Here is an 18,877-nt window from a genome sequence, read left to right on the forward strand (position 1 = left end):
ATCTAACAATGAAGAAAAATGTGGTCTATGACCTGATCAACGTGTTCTGGCGCTTTCTGATCTGCAGTGCCTGTTTTTACTTAACGAACGTGTTTCTATTGGTCCTTTTGTTCACCGTGCATTTTACAGTGATTACCGCGCCGCTGTATCTGATTGCTTTAATTATTGCCTATCCCGCAGTGGGGGCGATGGGCGACTTGCTGCGGGACCATCAATGGACCAATGAAGCCGTTCAAGGCGCCAAGCGATATTGGCACTACTACTGGGTCAATAAATGGAAATACATCAAGCTGGGCCTGCTCTTTACGCTGGTTTTCCTGTTTTTGGCGGCAGACCTCTATGGGGCCAATGTCATTATGAAAAACGGCCTATTTATGCCTTTGGTGCTGGTATTAAGCATCATTGCGCTGGTGGCGTTTAGTTGGGTGATCGGCATTCAGTCGTACTTCCAGATCGACGTGAAGAATAGTCTGAAGATGGCCTACTTTGCGGCCGGTCACTATGCCTTGCATTCGGTTTGTTTGATTGCCTTGATGTTCCTCATCTACATGGCGTTCTCGTTCATTCCCCAATTCATTATCTTCATTGTTGTACCGCTAGTGATCCAGGGTATTATGCTGATCACGCAAAAGCCGCTGCACCAGATTCAGCAGCAGCTGAATGTGGAGGTGTGATGCATGCCGCGTTTAGAAATTGGCCTGATCGGTGCGGGCACCATCACGGCTATTACGACAGTGGTGTGGTATGTCTGGCAAATCTTTCACATGCCCGTTGAAGAGCGGGTGGATTGGCATAACTTAGTCCAGAAAAAAGGGTCCATTTGGCGTAACGGCGCCAATTGGCTATTGATCGTGAGTCTCGTATTGCTTGTCGGCGGTTATATCGCCGGTGTTTAAAAATTCTTAACAGAGAGAAGTTACTTGAATGGTAAAAGTTGATTTAGACCACATCTACAAGCACTATCCCGCGGCCCCAGAAGATCAATATGCGGTGGGCGACTTTGATCTCCACATCCAAGACCAAGAATTTATCGTATTCGTTGGTCCTTCGGGTTGCGGTAAGTCGACGACGCTGCGTATGATTGCTGGATTGGAAGATATTTCCAAAGGTGATTTAAAAATCGGCGGTCAAGTCATGAATGATGTGGCCCCCAAAGATCGGGACATCGCCATGGTTTTCCAGAACTACGCCCTGTATCCGCATATGACCGTGTTTGATAACATGGCTTTCGGTCTAAAACTGCGTAAATACGAAAAGGCTGACATCAAGAAGCGGGTGGAGGAAGCGGCTCAGATTCTTGGGCTGAGTGATTACTTAGATCGCAAGCCAGCGGCTCTGTCTGGTGGTCAACGGCAGCGGGTTGCGTTGGGCCGGGCCATCGTCCGGGATGCACCGATCTTCCTGATGGACGAACCGCTGTCTAACTTGGATGCCAAGTTGCGGGTAACGATGCGGGCAGAAATTGCCAAATTGCACCAGCGGTTAAAGACAACCACCATCTATGTAACCCACGACCAGACTGAAGCCATGACCATGGCGGACCGGATCGTTGTTATGTCCATGGGTAAAGTTCAGCAAATCGGTACACCGGCCGAAGTTTATGATCGGCCGAAGAACGAATTCGTTGCCGGATTCATTGGTTCTCCGGCGATGAATTTCTTTAATGGGCACCTCAAGGACGGGTATATTTCAAACGGTCAAGGCCTCCACTTGCGGGTTCCTGACGGCCGTTTGAAGGTGTTGATGGACCAAGGATATAACGATAAGGATTTGGTATTGGGCGTCCGCCCCGAAGACATCCACGCCGAAGAAGCCTTCATCAAGACCTTCCCCGACGCCACAGCGAAGACTGAAGTAGTCGTATCTGAATTGCTCGGCGCGGAATCCATGCTGTATGCGCGGGTTGATCAAACTGAATTTGTGGCGCGGGTCGATGCCCGGGATTATCACAAGCCAGGCGACACAGTCACCATGGCGTTTGATCTGAACAAAGCACATTTCTTTGACAAAGAAACGACCGATGCAATTTATGAACAACCGGTGGCAACTGTCGCTGAAGCATAATAAATAAAAGGCTTAACACGCAACCTCCTCAGCGGGCTAGGCCAACGGGCAGTCGTCATTCTGGTTAATGGCGGCTGTTTTCTTTTTGACTTTTTTCAATCAACGCCACGTACTGATTGATGTCGCCACCAGGATCGACCTGCTGATTATTCACGAAAGTATGGGTATAGGCCGTACGATAAGCGCTGGGTGTCAGATGAAACTTTTTCTTAAAAATGCGCGAAAAATATTTGGCGTCATTGAAAAAAGACTGGTGGCAGATACTGTGCACCGTATCTGTCGTGGTTAGCAGTAAATAGCGGGCATAGTCTAACCGCACACTGTTTAAGAATTCAATCACCGGCATGCCGGTCTCACGCTTGAAAATGCGAGTCATATAATCCGGGTTGAGATTGAAATGATCAGCAATGGCGCCTACGGTGAGAGACTCATTCATGTGGGTCCGGATCCATTCTTTGATTTGAGTGTGGTCCCCGGTTACGTTTTGGCGGGCAGCCCAGGCCCGGTTGGCCAGCTCAATTATGAGCATCGTGGTCTGATAATCAGCCGCCTGGGCCAAGTAATACTCATTGTGGGCGACGTCGAGCACCTGTTGGATATTGATGAATACTTTGGCTAGATCCCGTAGGTGAAAGAAGCGCGGCAGAACAGCTATTTGTCGCATTGGCCGGGTGCTGACCTGGGTTGGCGCAATGAAATGACACCAGAAAAATCGGCTTGGTATCAGAGTCCCGCGGGTACCCACAATGGTTTCGTGGGGAAAAACGGTCAGCACATCGCCGGCGGCTAGTGTGTAGTCGGTGCCGGCAACGTTTACGTCCACCCGGCCGGCCAAGCCAATTAGAATTTCTGTGTCTGAACGGTGGATAAAGCGATGGTGACGCCAGCCCAGATCGGCATTAAATTGGCCGCTGCGGATGTGCTGCACGGGTGTCTTGAGGGGAATATTCAAATATTGCATGATACATCTCCATTTCAGTCGGAATTGTCCACTTATGCTTCGATTATAACAGTTTCGCTAATGAAAGGGGATACATATACTGAAAACGGTTAATTAATTCGGACAACTTAGGGATGGGAGCGATTAATGATGGACAAGCGATGGCGGACTAAGGTCGGCACAGTATTGCTGACAGCGGCCGCGGCCTTAAGCATCGTTGGCTACCAAGCAGCGCAGGGCCAACCGGTACAAGGCGCAACGACCACCAGCAGCGCAACCGGTGTAAAGCAGCCGGCAGCCAGCGGACAGGTAACGACAACTAAGACTGATAAAGGGTATGATATGCAGAATAATCTGTTTAAAGTTTCCGTTGGTCAATATGGTGAAATCAGCGGGTTGTATTTGGCTAACGATGCCTTCAAAACCAATTACGTAATGAATGAAACGGATAATCCTAAGCAGGCCACCCCAGGTCATGAATGGGTGGGCGAGCTGATGTTTCGCACCAAGCCAAGTGGTGCCAAGGATTGGCAAAAAGAGTATACCAACAAAAGCGGTGATGTCCGCAAAGTCTCGCTGGACGGCAATCGGGTCGTCGTGACATATACCAAGTCCGGGACGGCTGGCGGGATTAAATCCATGACCGTGACTGAGACGTATGCTTTGGTCGGGGATAACCTGCAATGGTCGATCAAAGTACAGAACACGACAGCTAACACTCTGACGATTGGTGATATGGGGTTACCGCTGCCGTTTCGGGAGTATTGGACGTATCCGCCCAAGGAGGGCGAAAGCCCATCGCAAACGGCCTATGAAGGCAGCACGCTATTTCACAGTTTTGTCGGTCAGGATGCATCCTACATCTACGTCAATCGCCCCAGCGGGGTCGGCAATTACTTAGTCATGACACCGGACCAAAAGAGCGGCGCTGGCTTTGAATATCAAGACCACTGGATTGACGGGACCAACGGCCGCACTGCCGATGAAAAGAATTGGTGCATGGATCAGGGCGATTGGGCTAACGGTCTCAATGTCTTTTATATCCATTCAGCGGCAATTAAAAATCAGAATGAAGGCTATTTGCCAAATACTGCCTTGACGCTTAAGGCCGGCGAGAGCAAGACCTATACGTTCAATTTTAATGCGGCAGAAGACAAGAAAAGTGGTCAATCCACTGCGATTGCTGATCAGGACCATTTGAAATATGACAAGTCGGTCGCAGCCACCTTGTATCAAAAGAAAATCATGGATGCTGTTTCCGTACCCAGCATGGTTCTGACCAAGAACGATCAAGGCGTGGCCACGGGAAAAAATGTATCTGCACACGTCGGTGGATAAGAAGGATATTTCCTTCACCTATCAGTGTATGCACACTGGCTCGATTCACGGCGGTACCCACAATATTATGGACACGAAGGGCGTGAAGCACGTTGAAAACGGCGCGTCGGCCACATTTGCCGAACGTAAGGTGATTGACGGCGAGCAGTACTTGATTTACAACGTTAAGTTTTCTGAACTTGGTCCGAACAATATCATTGTGCATTACTCAGTAGATGGGCAGGAAAAGAAAACGACGCTGCAATATACGGTCATTGATAATCCGCAGACGGCACTGGCGGACCATGCTGATTTCTTGCTTAAAACGCAATGGCAAACACCGGGCAAGTTGCAGGACAAAGTGTTCGATGACTGGATGATGGATACCAAGAGCAAGCGCAATGAGTTCGCTGGTTATTATGGCTGGGGTGACGATTGGGGCTTGACCCACGCTACGTTCTTGGCCGAAATGAACAGTATGACGCCCAAGGTTAAGCAAGTTCAAGCCATTGATGAGTATTTGGATACGGCCATTTGGAATGGATTGATGCAAGAGCATCACGACGATTACCTCATCAATGATTTCTTGATGAAACAGCCTAACACCACGCCGACATACCGCGGCTTTGCCTATCCGCATATTTACAATACGTACTTTGCCATGTATAAGATTGCCAGCCAATATCCTGATTTGATTCAGTATAAAGACAAGGCTGATACTTATCTGCTTCGCGCTTACCACATTATGAAAGCCATGTACGCTGATGGTGTGGGTTACAACTGGGAAACCGGGACGATGGGTGAAAGCAGTACGCCGGCCATCATTCAAGCACTGAAGGACCGAGGATATGCAGCAGAAGCCCAAGACATTACGGATATTATGGCCAAGAAATACCAGAACTTTGCTAAGGACAAGTATCCCTATGTGTCTGAATATCCCTACGATAATACCAGTGAAGAAGCAGTTTACATGCTGGGTCAGCAAAATAACGATCAGAATATGATGAGCATGATCGATCTGAAGACGCGAGCCTCCCGGGGTGTCCAACCGGTTTGGTATCGCTATGGGGTGACGACGCCGATTACGGGTGAAAACTGGTTTACTTTCCAATACAGTTGTGCACTCGTCGGTATTGCCATGGACGATTGGCTGCGGGTGCAAAATAATGGCTTGAATCAAGCTGATTTAGGCTTGGCCGAGCGAGCCAACTATGCTGGTAAACTAGCCAATTTAACATTGATCAACAGCGGCCAAATGGATTCAGATCCGGCCAATATTGGGACGACCTCCTGGACGTATCAGGCCCAGCTGGGTAATTATGAAGCACTAGGGACTGGCGGCGGCAACATGCACAATGGGTGGCGCCAAATGTCTGGTGAATCTGATCTGGCCCTCTGGGGGGCATTGCAAACCATGTCCGCCGATGTGGTGACCGATCCCGTCTTCGGTTTAACCGGTTATGGGGCGACTGTGCGCAAGCAGGGGAGGCTCTACTTCATTAAGCCGGAAGATGGTCTGCGGCAACGGGTCAACCTGATTAATGACAAATTATCGTATGCCTTTGCGAATGACAAGTATACCCAAGCGGTCATTGATCCCACCACGCAGAAAGCCCAGTTCCAGCTGACAAATACGGCCGGCGAGGCCCACGATGCCAAACTTGTGATTACGCATCCGCAAGCTAAGACGCAGGTCTTCACAGTGATTTACAACGGGAAAACCGTGGGTTCCTTCGAAGCCAATGGCACCAAGATAACGGTGACGATTCCAGTGACCGCGGCGAAGAAGGGCTTGCTTACGATTCAGCCGGGCAAGCTGCTGACAAATACCAAGCCGACAGTGACCGTGCCTGACAAGCTGACCACCTCAATGAGCCAAGCAAATGATGTTCGGTTAATCGGCCATGCGGAAGACAAGGCGACTCTGCAAAAGCAGCCAGCCGCAAAATGGACAGTTGTCCAAGCGCCGGAAGGCGGTAAAGCAACCTTCTCAGCAGCCGACAATGCAATCACCTCCGCGCAGTTCAATAAGGCAGGTCATTATGTTGTGCAGTTAACAGCAACGGGGGCCAATCAAAGCACGGCAAAGACTGTCAGTGTCGATGTGCAAGCTGATCAGCCTTTACCTGAGACTGTGGCCCGTTACGGTTTTGACGTGACTGATCAGGATATTATTGCCCACCGGTTACCCAATGAAGCCGCCGGTGGTCCCGCCGCAGAACTTTATGGTACAACGGATGACTTTAGTACGGTAGCTGGGAAAACTGGCAAAGCACTCGCTATGAGCGGCAAAGTCGCGGGCTATTTGCGGCTGCCGGCGGCAGTTACTGAGCGTCTGCAGGAAACAACGCTCAGCCTCGATGTGCGGCTGAGCGGTCGGCAGGTCACGGGTACGACGATTTATCAGTTCGCTGATGAGCAGCAGTCACTTGCGCTGCAGGTCAACGGCAGCAACGAGCTTTATCTAAACGTGAAGGACGCAGGTAAGACGGCCAAGGAGATTCATACCGGAGTCGCGCTGCCTGCTGATCAGTGGGAGAATATCACGCTGACCCTGACCAACCACGGTGCCGCCCTTTACTTGAACGGCAAAGTAATCAAGACACTGCCCCAAAGTACTTTGACGTTGGGTGCACTAGGTAAGGTGCAAAAGAATTATATTGGCCGCGCCACTAGCCAAGCCGCACCCTGGTTCCATGGCGCATTGGACAACTTCGTACTGCGCAGCAAAGCCTTAAGCGCAGCCGAGATTAACAAGCTGTATGGCAACGATGAGGCGTTAACAATTAAATCCTTGGATCCGGCCACAGCCGTGACCAGTGTGAAGACTGCCCCTCAGCTGCCCCAACAAGTGCAGGCCAATTATAGCGATGGCACCAAACGAGCGATTGCTGTCACTTGGGCGGAGGTTGATCCTGAACAGTATGCCAAAGCAGGCTCCTTTAAGGTTACTGGAACAATTGCTGAGAGCAAGGCACTATCAGCAACAGTCACTGTGCAAGTGGTTGCTGGTAAAAAAGAGAACCTGGCCAAGTCGGCTACCCCAACGGCAATTATCGATACACCGGAAGATTTGGGCGGCGTAAAAGGCTTAAATGACGGGTTTACACCAGCAAATTCAGATGATCGGAGTCATGGTGTCTGGCACAACTGGCATGGTGATCAAACTGCGGATGCCTGGGTCCAATATGCCTGGAAACAGCCAGTTTTACTGACAGACACAAATGCGTATTACTTCTTCGATGGAAGCAATTTTGACCCCTCCGCAGCACGTTTCCAATATCAAGACGACCAGGGCAAGTGGCAGGATTGCCAGAATGTTCAGGGTGCCGGAACAACTTTGAATCAGTTTAACAAAACGACATTTACACCAGTAACCACCAAGACTTTCCGGATGATTCTCACCCCCGGACATTTGGGTATTGGGGTCATTGAGTGGCAAGTGAATGGGTATACGGTGCAGTAGAGAGGATGGATAACAGGTGAAAAAGAAATTACGCATGACGATTCGATACGTTGGCGTGGCGGCTGCGGCACTCTTAGCAGCAGCTCCGCTGATCGCGCCAGCAGCCGTACAGGCGAGTACAGCTGGTGTTGTGGTCAGCAACGGCCAGCAACAGCCGAAGGATATGGGCAATCTGTATATTGGTGCGCCAGCAGTAGAACCAGGCAAGGGATTGGCCAACGTGGCTGGTGATGATTCGATTGGGTTGACAAGTGGTGTGTTGGCACAATTATTAAAAGATTCAGCTGCCGCATCCTATGTGAACGGTGATGATGCAACGGCGAACCAAAGGCCAGATTTGGCGGCACAATCTGAGCAGGGCCAGTTAAACCCCTGGTGGGAAGCAATTCGCGAAGATTTAACGACTAATGGGACGCACTTGGTTGATATGAATCAGGGCGATCCCGATACTGGTGTGTTTGTGGCAAAGGGGGATTTCTACCAAGCTATTCAACTTCTTCCTGATCAATCCGATGAATACAGTAGCTATCAGCAAGTACTCAAACAATTACCAGATAAAGTTCAAGGTACTGTGACCACAATGGTGAAATCGGAGAAGTCCGGGTACATTGGTCAATCGAATCTTTATGCGCTATTCAATGATGGTGGAGGCAATCTCGGCGCTTATGCCACTTTCTGGCTGGTCCGGCAATTGAATGTGATTCCTAAACCCATTGCTCAGTTAACATACAATGGGCAAGCACTCGCCGCTAACAAGGTCATTGGCAAAGATGTCCCCTTTACCGCAGCCGACAAAACAGCTTTTACCACTGGCAGCTCGGTTGAGGCCACTGATCAAGCCTATCAAAAGATGGTCCAGAGTGGCGCTTTAAAGGTCGCCAATGGTACATTGGCGGATGTATCACCGGCCGCGATTCGCACTGCGGCGGTGCAGGCTGGCGTCAAGTTCGTCAGCGATAATAGCAAGGATCCTGGCTACAATACGTATAAACAGGCCGGTCAAGTGTTCACGATTCCAGTTACCGTCAAAAATGAAGATGGGCAGTCTGCCATGACAGTTAAATTACAAGTCACCACGCAAACACTGCAAGTGGCCTGGCACCAGGGCAATCAGTGGACAGTCAACGCCGAGGTTGGTGATACGGTACCGGTTGGGACATTAACGAAGAATTTGGGTGTCACTGTGAACGATAAGCCAGTGACTAAACCAAAATTTCAGGTGAAGGATCAGTCAGGTAAAGTCATCACTGGGAACTTGAATACGCAACAGGCTGGAGACCAGTAATATACGGTTTCTTACACATACGACGACGGCACCAATCCAGCTGTAACGATTACCCATGTGGTGATTTTGAAAGTCAGCAAGCACGTTGTACCGCCAGTAATCGTGGCGAAAGATCCGGTCTTCACGTTTGACACCGGCTTTGTTAAAGATCAGACGGTTATTCAGGGCGGATCATTTGATGAAACCGCCGGTATTCATGCCTGGACGGACGCTGATCAGACAACGCCGATTCCCAGCAGTGATTGGCAAATCACTGGTCAAGTCAATACCCAGACGCCTGGGGTGTATCACTTAACTTACACGATCACTAATCCAGTGGGCGGTCACACAGCGCAATTGCAGCGGCAAATCACAGTAGCAGCCAAGCTGACCGAGCAGGCGCAGCAAGGAGTTGTTAAAGTGACCAACAATGCTGGGGCAGTGCTTTATACCAATCCGGAAACGACCAATGCTGCCGGGCGGACGCTCAGTCGCCAAAGCAGTTGGCGGTACTTCGGTGTTGTGCGCGATGCCGCCGGTCAAATCGTTGCTTATGATTTAGGCGGTCATCAGTATGTTAAGGCAGTTGATGTGGCGGTACCGGCAAGCAAGCCGCAGAATGGCGTCTTCACGGTACGGTATCCGGCCCATCCCAAGTGGGCAATCGCAGTCTATGATGACACCTTGCACACGCAAAAGTTGATTGCAGCGGGGTCAATTTGGCAGACGTACGGCAGTGAAAAACTGGCCGACGGTCACTCCTACTACAATCTTGGTGGGCATCAGTGGGTCCGGACCGACTATGGTTACTGGCATACCAAGTGATGCGTGAAACGATATGAATTTGACCCGGTACTGCGGTAATTCACGGTATCGGGTTTTAGTGACTCAAAATGGAGGAATGAACATGGCAGAAGCACGCTTCTCAACACACTTTAATCAGCACGGAGCCTTGGTGAAACTAACTAATTCCCGCGACGCCAAACACATGAACTGGGTGGTCTCACCGGATTATCTCACATCCGTCGGCTATCACGATGATGACAAGCTTTTTGGTGAATTTTCACTCTCAATCAATGGCCGTGACTATCGCAGCATTGATTTATCCCCGACTATCATGGCGGCGGCGAATAAAACCACGGTGGACTACACTCTGCCGGACGCCCAGGTCGCTCTAACTTATACTGACCAGACCGATCGGCTGGTTTGGGATGCAGCCTTGACTAATACGACCGACAAAGCAGTTCAGGTCGATCAATTCTCAGTGTGGGCCTCACTGGCCTATATCATGTTTCGCAACAAAGACGTCCAGGTCAATATGGACGACTCAGCCGCAGTGTTCCCGTCGATCTCCAAGAACTTTACCAAACTGGCGGCGATTCGACGGGGTAATGCTGGTCCGCACTTAGGGGTGTTCCAAACCGCTGGGATAGTGCAATCGGTGGGCACTTATAGCGAATGGACCAATCGTTTCTTCGACAATGTATCACCCTCACTGGACGGGCTGCTGTTTCACGAGATCGTTTTGGCCGGGGGATATCCCGCCAGCCGGGCGCCTAAAAAGGATTGGATTTATCCCCATCGGCCGATTCAGCTGGCTATAGGGGAAACGAAGCATTGGCAATTCGTATTGACCGATTTTGATCACGCTGATGATTTTCAGGCGACAGCCTTGGCGTTGGGCCAGCCAAAGATTCAATACGCGCCGTTGGCTTTTGCCGATAAGCCAGTGACATTCAGCATCACATTGCCGCAGGGCAGTGCCCTCCAGGCACTTGCTGTGCGGTATAAAGCAGATGACGTGGTAACTGAGGATATCACCGTTAAGTATCATGGTGGCCAAGTCACATTCACCCCAGTGGGGCTTGGCGAACACGAACTTCTCCTCACATTGGCCGACGGACGGCAAGATATGGCGGTCTTTAATGTGACGGCAGCTATCGATCAGGTTATTCAGCGGCGCACCCAGTGGCTGACGGATCATGCTTATTTAGGCGCCGAAGGAAAACCGGCTTACGCTTTTGGCCCCATTTCTAACCAGGGGGAATCACTGGGTAAGCTGAGCTTCATCTTGCAATCCAACCTATTGCAGCCCACGGCTGATACCGCTCGGCAAGTCGAAGCCGTGGAAGCCAGCGCTGTACATTACGTCCGCAATAAGTGGTTCCAGAATGGTGATTTCACTCAGCCAGTCAACTTGTATGGTGATTTCTATCGGGACATGGATTTTGAATACATCGGCCACATTTATTACTTGCTGTCCAAGTGTCCTGCCGAGTGGCTCCATTTGGAATCAGCTAAAACGTATTTGCAATGGGCGGCACAAGTCTTCGAGTTGCGGGTTGATCCAGAGATGCACACAATTCAGCGGGGTAAAGAAGAAGCACAGATGCTGGGCGTGTATTTCCTATACATCAATGATCTGCTCCATGACTTGAAAGACAAAGGATTAACCGAAGAGTATACCGTGATCAATACGTGTTGGCAGCGGGCAGTGCAACGGGTCGCCAAGGATAGCCCGCAATATAAGGCGGCGATTACGGAACATTTCTATGACAACGCTGGGTTTGGCCCAGCTACCGGGGCACTAGCTGCTTCAGACAGTCTGGCAGCGGCCCGCCGGTACGCTGAATTGTTGAAAGCCAACATTGGTTTCAGCAATGACTTTCGCGCTCAGGCCCCTGATCGTTGGTGGGAGGCACAATCGTATATGATCCATGCATTGTGGGGCGGTATCGTCGCCGCATCCGCGTTAATGGCTTACGAGCACTTAGGTGACGCAGAATTACTAGAGGGTGCGTACCGAGCCACTGTCGGGGTACTCTACATGTATGATGCCAACGCCACGACAATTGATCGCCCCATGACCCCGGGGGAGGCAGCGTCAACTTATTCCATTGCTGGGCCCAATTTGAATCGGCCGGATCTATCCCGCAATCGGTTTGGCCAATCGGCATTTGCCAAAGACGGCGGTATTTTTTCTCGACTATTTCCCGAGGGCGATACGGGTGCTGCTGATTGGGATATGGGTGAAGAAATGGCGGCGTATCTGACCGGCTTTGGTCAGAAAACCTACGTCTACGTGGACGATGCCAATCAGCTGCATGTGGTGAACGGCCAAGCTGAAAAAGTTGCTGCTGATCACTATCGAATCACCAGCGATGCCCCCTATATTCACGAATATCTGAACGTTCCGTACCACCAGACACTGCAAACAACGGCAGCTGAAGTGACCTACAGCATCCAAGACGGTTTTTCTGCGTAACCCGCTTATTCCTTTTCCTCAAACCGTTTCGTCAACGCAAAACTACCAAACAAAACGATGATCAATACCGCAGCGATAAGCAACGCCGTGGTGTGGGTCATCGTTTTTTTGAATACGGCCCAAACCACGGCCAGCAGGCCGATCTGCAAGAGCCAGGCCACCGGGGACTGGCCGCCAACGGGTTTAAAGAGAACTTTCATAAGTAGGTAAGCACCTTTCTGACTGACTATTCGGGAATGTCGCCATTCTCGGGGATGTAATTGATTTTATCGGCGATCCGCTTAGGGATCGGAATCTGGGGATCGACATTGGGGTTATTCAAGTGGATGCGGCTGTTGGCCAAGCGGTACTCGGACGGTGACAGGACGGTGGTGGCTTTGAAGTGGCGCATGAAGACCTTCGGATCATTGAAATAGGCCGCTTCCGCCACTTCATGGCCGGACGTTCAAGCTGGGTCTGCGGATTCCGGGCTGGTCAGCTAACAATTACGCCTTGAAGGTGGACGGCAGGTCTGACGATGTCGTCAATGAAGATGGATTTGTATTTCTGACCATCGACGATGAGAACGTCACTCTCGATTTGAAGCTGGACATGAGCGTGAAGTTCATGCGGGCCAGCAACCGGGTCCGGGCGGACTTCGGGCAGGTCGCTATCCAACGCGGTCCGGTCGTCTATGCGGCTGAACAAGAGGATAACGAAGCCCCGCTGTGGCTGTACAAGGTTAACCGCGGTGCCAAGACCGAAAGCCACTATGAAGCCGGTCTCTTGGACGGTGTCGAAGTCGTCGAAGTCGCTGCTCAGCGCGAACCAGAACAAGACGTGACGGATGATTTGTACACGGATGCCCCAGATGTACCCGCTGAAGAAACGCAATTGACCCTGATTCCGTATTACGCTTGGGCCAATCGGGCAGACGGGCAGATGCAAGTTTGGCTGCAACGCGGCAGGTAATGGCCTAGACCAGAACGGTTGTAGAACATAAAGCTCAAAAAAATCCCAAGACGTACACAACGATTAATCATTGTATGCGTTTTGGGATATTTATATACCAATCTTAACGGTTTGTTGCAAAAAGACGGTCGAAGTGATTATAATGGAACAAGTGGCTAATGGTTACTACCACAATAAAAATTGGAGGGTCCAATCATGGCATATCGTACCGTTTATCCATATACTAACGAAGTATTGCAGACGTATGATCCAGCGACCGACGCTGAGCTGGAGCAGGCGTTGGCTGCCGGCCACGCTCTATACAAGCAATGGCGGGATGCCGATCCTGCTCCGCGGGCGCGGATCCTGCGCCAAATTGCCGCGCGTTTGCGTGCCAAACGCACTGAATATGCAACAATCATGACCCATGACATGGGTAAATTGATCGGTGAATCGGAGGACGAAATTGATTTGTGTGCGGCGATTGCCGATTATTATGCAGAACACGGACCAGCCTTTCTGCAACCGCAACCGCTGCCAACGAACCAAGGCAAGGCGTACTACGTGCGGCAGGCGACTGGGGTATTGGTAATGGTGGAACCCTGGAACTTTCCGTTCTATCAAGTGATGCGGGTCTTTGCACCGAACTTCATGGCGGGAAATCCGATGATTTTGAAACACGCATCCATCACACCGGGATCAGCTGCAGCATTTCAGGAACTCGTGACTAGTGCCGGTGCTCCGGCCGGTGCACTGACTAACTTGTTCATGTCATACGATCAGGTCAGTAAAGCCATTGCCGATCCACGTGTGGCCGGCGTTGCGCTGACCGGTTCTGAACGGGGCGGCGCAAGCGTAGCCGCGGAAGCCGGCAAAAACTTGAAGAAGTCCTCTATGGAGCTGGGCGGTACCGATGTATTCATCGCCCTCGATGATGCGGATTGGAACAGGGTTTACAAGTTAGCTCCGGCCGCCCGGCTAGCCAATAGCGGTCAGGTCTGCACGTCCGCCAAGCGGTTCGTTATTGCAGCCAGTCACTATGATGAATTCTTGGAGCATCTGAAGGCAGCGTTTGCCCTGCGCAAGCCCGGCGATCCCCTGGATCCGTTGACGACATTGGCGCCAGTATCGTCAGCGAGTGCGAAAAAGAAGATTCAAAGCCAAATTGATGAAGCAGTGGCCAATGGTGCCCAAGTCTATTATGGCAATGAACCGATTGATTTGCCTGGTCAGTTTGTCCAGCCGACCATTTTGACTGGATTAACGCCGGATAATCCGTTGTACAGCCAAGAAATATTTGGTCCCGTGGCCGAGGTCTTTAAGGTCGATAGTGATGATGAGGCGGTGGCCTTGGCCAACGATTCAAATTATGGTTTGGGCGGCGCTGTGTTCTCCCAAGACCAAGCTCGGGCAGAAGCGGTGGCAGCCCGCATTGAGACTGGCATGACGTTTATTAACCAGTCCTTGCGCAGCGTACCGGAATTACCTTTTGGCGGCGTGAAGAACTCCGGTTATGGCCGGGAATTGAATGAATTAGGCTTTAGTACTTTCACGAATGAACATTTGATCGTAGCGGCACCGCAAGACTAGCTGCGGTTTCCAGATGACCCTGACATGCTTTGCAAGCAAAGTGTGCCGGGGTTTTCTTCGTAATGAGGCATATGGTCATGTACGCATCTTTCTGACAATTAGGTCACCTATACTTGTAACGTAACAAATTTTGAGCAACCTATTTTTGGGAGGATCGTTATGACGAATAGAAATGGATTATTGCGGACCGGCACAGCGTTATTACTGGCGGGCACATTAGCTGCGGGGCCGGGTCCGGCGGTGGTCAGTGCCGCAGCAGCGGATAATGCGCCGGTCACGGTGGACCAGCAGGCAGCGGAGCCAACGGCGGCCAAGCAGCCAGCCGGGCAGGAGACCCCTAGCCAAAAAATCAGTGAGACCCTGCGCTTTCGCCTGCAAAATGGTGCCCCAGCCAGTTATGGCACGCCATTGACGATTGAATTCTACGATGCTCAGGCCCCGGAGAAGCCGATCAGTACGAAAGAATTGGCGGCCACCCAGGACGAAACACCCACGGCAGCCAATTCAGAGATCACGATTTCTGACGCCGATGGGTTCCAACCCGGGAAGTCCTACGCCATCAAGCTCAAAGCGGGGGACGAGGCGTGGCAGGCGGTTCCGGGGACGATTGTATTCACAGCGGCGAAGGAGGCGGCACAGATCGACGTTGATCGATTTGCACTGTTAAAAGGGGTCAAACAGTTTCAACTGGTAGATGAAGCTGGGCAGCCGGTGCAAGCCGTTGTCCGGGCGATTCCAAATATTGTCAACGGTGAGCAAGAAGCTGATATCCAGCAAAGTAATGAACAGGGGCTGGTCACTTTTTCAACCGCTGACGCGGGCTTCCAGCGGACGGTGATTTATCACCTGGCGGTTGAGGGATATACGTTCACTGATGGCGTACTGAATTGGAATCTGCTTGGGGGTGAAAAGGGGACCGACGTGACCAAGTTAACGGTGGCTAAAGTCGACCCTCAGCCCGTACCAGTACCGGATCCGTCACCGGTTCCAGCGCCGCAGCCAGTACCAGCCCCTGACCCAACGCCGGCACCGCAGCCAGCCGACCCGCGCACCAGCGTCACTGGGGCGGTTTATATTGCCAGCGGCACAGCGCCCCAATATCACTGGGATGCCCAGACTAATCAGTTAACACCGAAAGACGCCGCCTTTGATTTGAACCAAGGAACGGGCTGGCAGATTGCGTGGCGGCTGGTAACGTCCAACGGCGATGTGTATTACAGTGTAGCCAATGACAGCTATGTCGCGGCCAAAGATGTGGTCCGCACGCAAGGCTTTCGGAAACTGCGCGGCGTGGTGACGGTGAACGCATCTGGTGCTGCTTTGCGGCAGGGTACGACTGACTCGGACGGCGCAATCAGTCGGCAATTACCCGCTGGTTCCCAGTGGCAATTCTATGGGATTGCAAAAAATGCCGACGGTACCAGTGCGTATTTGCTAGGCGGCAATCAATGGATCAGCACGACCCAAGCAGACATCAGCAACGGCCGTACCCATGGGGTGTTTCGCGTAGGCGCCGCCGCAACGGAAACGGTTGACCGCAACGGCCAGGCGCTGGCCCGCACCTTGCCTGCTGGTTCCGGTTGGCGCGTGGCCAGCCTGCGGACTTTCCACGGTCAGTTATATTATCAAGTGGCTGCCAATGTGTTTGTGCCGGCTGTGGCCGGAGCGTATCAAGCCCAGGACTGATTCGATAGTTCAATGACAGTTGACATTCCGCAAAATGGTGTTATGCTATTTCTCAATTAAAGTGCAACAGAAAAACGGACTAAGTGAGTAGCCAAGACAGGACTGTACAGAAAACCCGGATTGCTGAGAGCGGGGTAGCCAGTCGCGGCGAATATGGCTTAGCAACCTGGCATACCGAACCGTTAGGCAAGGCTATGATGATTGGCGGCCATTACCCCGCACGCGGATGATTTCGTCCGTCGAGTGGATCGTTTTTGACGATCAAGTGGAATGGTACCGTGGGGCAGCTCACTTCTAACTAACAAAAGTTAGAAGTGGGCTGTTTTTTTGTTAGAGGGCGCAGGCCGACGGTTAGCGGCGTAGGCATAAGGACCAGGATGCAGAAAACCCGCACTTAGGTTTTATGCATCCTGGTCCTTATGCCCTAGCCGCTGTCGGCCGGAGCCCGTTTCGGCGAGACAATCTAATCGGTGAAAGTTTTTTTGTTGGCAGCACAATTTGGAGGAATGAAATGATGGTAAAGAACAAGTTTGTGATAGGCGCGATTGGCATATTGGCGGCAGCAGCGGTCGTTTTGGCTGGGTGCAACAGCCAAAGCAAGGGCAGCAGCGCGGCCAGTACCAGCAGTACCGCCAGCCAGCAAAAAACATTGAAGATCCTGGTATCCGCCGAGATCCCCCAGCTGGATTCAGCGAAGAGTTATGACGTGGTCAGCGACAGTCAAATTTTCAATTTCCAGGAAGGGTTGTATAAATTGGGCAAGAAAGACGCCGTCGTGCCGGCAATCGCCCAGAGCCAGCCCACTGTCAGCAAAGATGGTCTGACCTATACGATCAAGCTTAAAAAGAACGCCGCCTGGAGCAACGGTGCCCCGGTCACCGCCCAGGACTTTGTTTTCGCCTGGCGGCGGGCGGTGGATCCTAAGACCAAGTCTCAGAACGCGACCAAGCTGTTTTCCCTGGCCAATGCTGAGGAAATCAATGCCGGTAAAAAGCCGTTGACCGATTTGGGGGTCAAAGCAGTGGGGGACGATACCCTGCAAGTGAAATTAGCGATTGCCAATCCCTATTTCCTGCGGGAATTGACGGGCACCAATTATTTCCCGCAAAACGAGAAATTTGTTAACAAGGTTGGCGCCAAGTACGGCACGGCAGCCCAATACGTCCTGGCTGACGGCCCATTTATCATCAAGGATTGGAACGGCACCAGCGACAAGTGGTCTTTCGTCAAGAACCCGCATTACTATGATGCCAAACAGGTGAAGCTGACCAAGGTCGATGTATCGGTGGTCACGAATGCTGCTACCCAGGCCCAGACCTTTGATCAAAAGACGGCGGATATCACGCCGGTATCGGGTGAATTTATTGAGAAATACGCTAAAGATCCAGCATATCACCGCATTTCTTCCTATGGCACCAGCAATGTGGAAATTGATACGACTTCTGAGGGGCATCCGGAGCTGGGGAACGTCAACTTCCGGCGGGCGCTGTTCTACGCCGTGGATCGCAAGGCACTGACCGGTCAGGTACTGAAGGACGGCTCGGTGCCAGCAGTGGGCTATCTGGCCCCTGGGGCGCTGCGCAACCCGGCCAACGGCAAGGATGTCAATACGGAATTGGGCACGCTGACGTATTACAGCAAGGCCAAGGCCCGCAAGTATCTTGCGCTGGCCAAGAAGAAATTGGGCAAGGATAAATTCACACTGACCTTGAAGGGCAGTGACACCGATGCGGGCAAGCGGACAACCGAGTACCTGCAATCCGCCTTCCAAAACGCCCTGCCCGGCGTGACCGTTGATGTGCAAAATATTCCGGCCAAGTCCCTGTTTGCCTCGTTAATGTCCTATAACTTCCAACTGGACACTGGCGGTTGGGAAGCTGAGGCCGATCCGTCCGTGCTGCTGCAACAGTTCACCACCGGCTACACCCACGACCATGGCGGCTTCAGCAACAAACAGTATGACCAGCTGGTCAAAGATGCCCAGGGCAAAGACGCCGCCAATGCCCAACAACGGTATACGGATCTGAAGGATGCCCAGAAGATCTTGTTGGACCAAGCCGTCGTTGTACCGCTGTATCACTCAGCGACGAATCTGTTGATCAATACGCAGCTCAAGGGTGTGCAGACCCACGCCTTTGGCCAGACGTATGATTTCTCCCGGGCCTATTTTAAATAATATCAGCATCCTCCGCCAACCCGGCGGGGGATTTTTTGAGCAGCAAAAAACCGCCAAGACACTAAAATTCAGCATCCTGACGGTGGTGTAACCTGAGTGGAGCCTAACGGACTTGAACCGTCGACCTCCTGCATGCCATGCAGGCGCTCTCCCAGCTGAGCTAAGGCCCCATTTGCTAT

15 protein-coding genes and 1 tRNA gene are annotated in these 18,877 nt (G+C 51.7%); 12 read left to right on the forward strand and 4 right to left on the reverse strand.

Annotation, left to right across the window (positions count from 1 at the left end; genetic code table 11):
* Positions 1 to 8 precede the first annotated feature (8 nt).
* The 3 genes from H627_RS0102295 to H627_RS0102305 are packed head-to-tail and all read left to right on the forward strand — an operon-like array spanning position 9 to position 2,064.
* Positions 9 to 674, forward strand: a complete 666-nt coding sequence (locus H627_RS0102295; protein ID WP_027827621.1) for a YesL family protein — start codon at positions 9 to 11, stop codon at positions 672 to 674.
* 3 nt (positions 675 to 677) lie between these two features.
* Positions 678 to 896, forward strand: a complete 219-nt coding sequence (locus H627_RS0102300; RefSeq protein WP_027827622.1) for a hypothetical protein — start codon at positions 678 to 680, stop codon at positions 894 to 896.
* Between the two features lie 28 nt (positions 897 to 924).
* Positions 925 to 2,064, forward strand: a complete 1,140-nt coding sequence (locus H627_RS0102305; protein WP_027827623.1) for an ABC transporter ATP-binding protein — start codon at positions 925 to 927, stop codon at positions 2,062 to 2,064.
* Positions 2,065 to 2,128: 64 nt separating this feature from the next.
* Here the strand turns inward: H627_RS0102305 and H627_RS0102310 are convergent, their stop codons facing one another.
* Positions 2,129 to 3,025, reverse strand: coding sequence for an AraC family transcriptional regulator (locus tag H627_RS0102310; protein WP_027827624.1), 897 nt, complete (start codon positions 3,023 to 3,025; stop codon positions 2,129 to 2,131).
* Between the two features lie 126 nt (positions 3,026 to 3,151).
* Here H627_RS0102310 and H627_RS16650 point away from each other — a divergent pair, with 126 nt between their 5' ends.
* The 5 genes from H627_RS16650 to H627_RS0102330 all read left to right on the forward strand — a co-directional run bounded on the left by H627_RS16650 (position 3,152) and on the right by H627_RS0102330 (position 12,316).
* Complete coding sequence (locus H627_RS16650) at positions 3,152 to 4,342, forward strand: DUF5695 domain-containing protein (RefSeq protein ID WP_152319362.1); 1,191 nt, start codon at positions 3,152 to 3,154, stop codon at positions 4,340 to 4,342.
* Entirely contained in the window at positions 4,317 to 7,787 is a 3,471-nt protein-coding gene (locus tag H627_RS19000; RefSeq protein WP_051225107.1) for a DUF5695 domain-containing protein, read from the forward strand. Before H627_RS16650 ends, H627_RS19000 begins: the two co-directional genes overlap by 26 nt.
* A 16-nt stretch (positions 7,788 to 7,803) precedes the next feature.
* The gene (locus H627_RS0102320; protein WP_027827625.1) at positions 7,804 to 9,072 is read left to right on the forward strand and encodes a hypothetical protein; all 1,269 of its coding nucleotides are present in this window, start codon (positions 7,804 to 7,806) and stop codon (positions 9,070 to 9,072) included.
* Between the two features lie 60 nt (positions 9,073 to 9,132).
* Positions 9,133 to 9,876 (forward strand): immunoglobulin-like domain-containing protein, encoded by a 744-nt coding sequence (locus tag H627_RS0102325; protein ID WP_162143214.1) that lies wholly within the window; start codon positions 9,133 to 9,135, stop codon positions 9,874 to 9,876.
* 82 nt (positions 9,877 to 9,958) lie between these two features.
* The gene (locus H627_RS0102330; protein ID WP_027827627.1) at positions 9,959 to 12,316 is read left to right on the forward strand and encodes a hypothetical protein; all 2,358 of its coding nucleotides are present in this window, start codon (positions 9,959 to 9,961) and stop codon (positions 12,314 to 12,316) included.
* Between the two features lie 5 nt (positions 12,317 to 12,321).
* On the opposite strand, the gene H627_RS0102335 is transcribed toward H627_RS0102330, so the two are convergent.
* The gene (locus tag H627_RS0102335) at positions 12,322 to 12,516 is read right to left on the reverse strand and encodes a hypothetical protein (RefSeq protein ID WP_027827628.1); all 195 of its coding nucleotides are present in this window, start codon (positions 12,514 to 12,516) and stop codon (positions 12,322 to 12,324) included.
* Between the two features lie 26 nt (positions 12,517 to 12,542).
* The gene (locus H627_RS0102340; protein ID WP_027827629.1) at positions 12,543 to 12,746 is read right to left on the reverse strand and encodes an AraC family transcriptional regulator; all 204 of its coding nucleotides are present in this window, start codon (positions 12,744 to 12,746) and stop codon (positions 12,543 to 12,545) included.
* Between the two features lie 68 nt (positions 12,747 to 12,814).
* Here H627_RS0102340 and H627_RS0102345 point away from each other — a divergent pair, with 68 nt between their 5' ends.
* The 4 genes from H627_RS0102345 (at position 12,815) to H627_RS0102360 (ending at position 18,698) form a co-directional block, all read left to right on the forward strand.
* On the forward strand, positions 12,815 to 13,267 hold the full coding sequence (locus H627_RS0102345) for a glycoside hydrolase family 127 protein (RefSeq protein WP_235808961.1): 453 nt from the start codon (positions 12,815 to 12,817) through the stop codon (positions 13,265 to 13,267).
* Positions 13,268 to 13,462: 195 nt separating this feature from the next.
* Positions 13,463 to 14,836, forward strand: a complete 1,374-nt coding sequence (locus H627_RS0102350; protein ID WP_027827631.1) for an NAD-dependent succinate-semialdehyde dehydrogenase — start codon at positions 13,463 to 13,465, stop codon at positions 14,834 to 14,836.
* A 159-nt stretch (positions 14,837 to 14,995) separates the two neighbouring features.
* A complete protein-coding gene (locus H627_RS20455; RefSeq protein WP_027827632.1) occupies positions 14,996 to 16,522 on the forward strand; it encodes a hypothetical protein in 1,527 nt (508 codons plus the stop codon).
* A 511-nt stretch (positions 16,523 to 17,033) separates the two neighbouring features.
* Positions 17,034 to 18,698: a peptide ABC transporter substrate-binding protein gene (locus tag H627_RS0102360; RefSeq protein WP_162143215.1), complete on the forward strand. Its 1,665-nt coding sequence runs from the start codon at positions 17,034 to 17,036 to the stop codon at positions 18,696 to 18,698.
* A 97-nt stretch (positions 18,699 to 18,795) separates the two neighbouring features.
* Here the strand turns inward: H627_RS0102360 and H627_RS0102365 are convergent.
* Positions 18,796 to 18,868 (reverse strand) — tRNA-Ala (locus H627_RS0102365).
* Between the last annotated feature and the right edge of the window lie 9 nt (positions 18,869 to 18,877).

Source organism: Schleiferilactobacillus harbinensis DSM 16991, from assembly GCF_000425885.1.
GTDB lineage: Bacteria > Bacillota > Bacilli > Lactobacillales > Lactobacillaceae > Schleiferilactobacillus > Schleiferilactobacillus harbinensis.

What these genes read in the sequence shown, in the direction of transcription:
- H627_RS0102335 (WP_027827628.1), bottom strand. Translation starts at nt 12,516, where the DNA reads ATGAAAGTTCTCTTTAAACCCGTTGGCGGCCAGTCCCCGGTGGCCTGG.
- H627_RS0102330 (WP_027827627.1), top strand. Translation starts at nt 9,959, where the DNA reads ATGGCAGAAGCACGCTTCTCAACACACTTTAATCAGCACGGAGCCTTG.
- H627_RS0102305 (WP_027827623.1), top strand. Translation starts at nt 925, where the DNA reads ATGGTAAAAGTTGATTTAGACCACATCTACAAGCACTATCCCGCGGCC.
- H627_RS0102310 (WP_027827624.1), bottom strand. Translation starts at nt 3,025, where the DNA reads ATGCAATATTTGAATATTCCCCTCAAGACACCCGTGCAGCACATCCGC.
- H627_RS16650 (WP_152319362.1), top strand. Translation starts at nt 3,152, where the DNA reads ATGATGGACAAGCGATGGCGGACTAAGGTCGGCACAGTATTGCTGACA.
- H627_RS0102295 (WP_027827621.1), top strand. Translation starts at nt 9, where the DNA reads ATGAAGAAAAATGTGGTCTATGACCTGATCAACGTGTTCTGGCGCTTT.
- H627_RS0102300 (WP_027827622.1), top strand. Translation starts at nt 678, where the DNA reads ATGCCGCGTTTAGAAATTGGCCTGATCGGTGCGGGCACCATCACGGCT.
- H627_RS0102350 (WP_027827631.1), top strand. Translation starts at nt 13,463, where the DNA reads ATGGCATATCGTACCGTTTATCCATATACTAACGAAGTATTGCAGACG.
- H627_RS19000 (WP_051225107.1), top strand. Translation starts at nt 4,317, where the DNA reads ATGTATCTGCACACGTCGGTGGATAAGAAGGATATTTCCTTCACCTAT.
- H627_RS20455 (WP_027827632.1), top strand. Translation starts at nt 14,996, where the DNA reads ATGACGAATAGAAATGGATTATTGCGGACCGGCACAGCGTTATTACTG.
- H627_RS0102360 (WP_162143215.1), top strand. Translation starts at nt 17,034, where the DNA reads ATGATGGTAAAGAACAAGTTTGTGATAGGCGCGATTGGCATATTGGCG.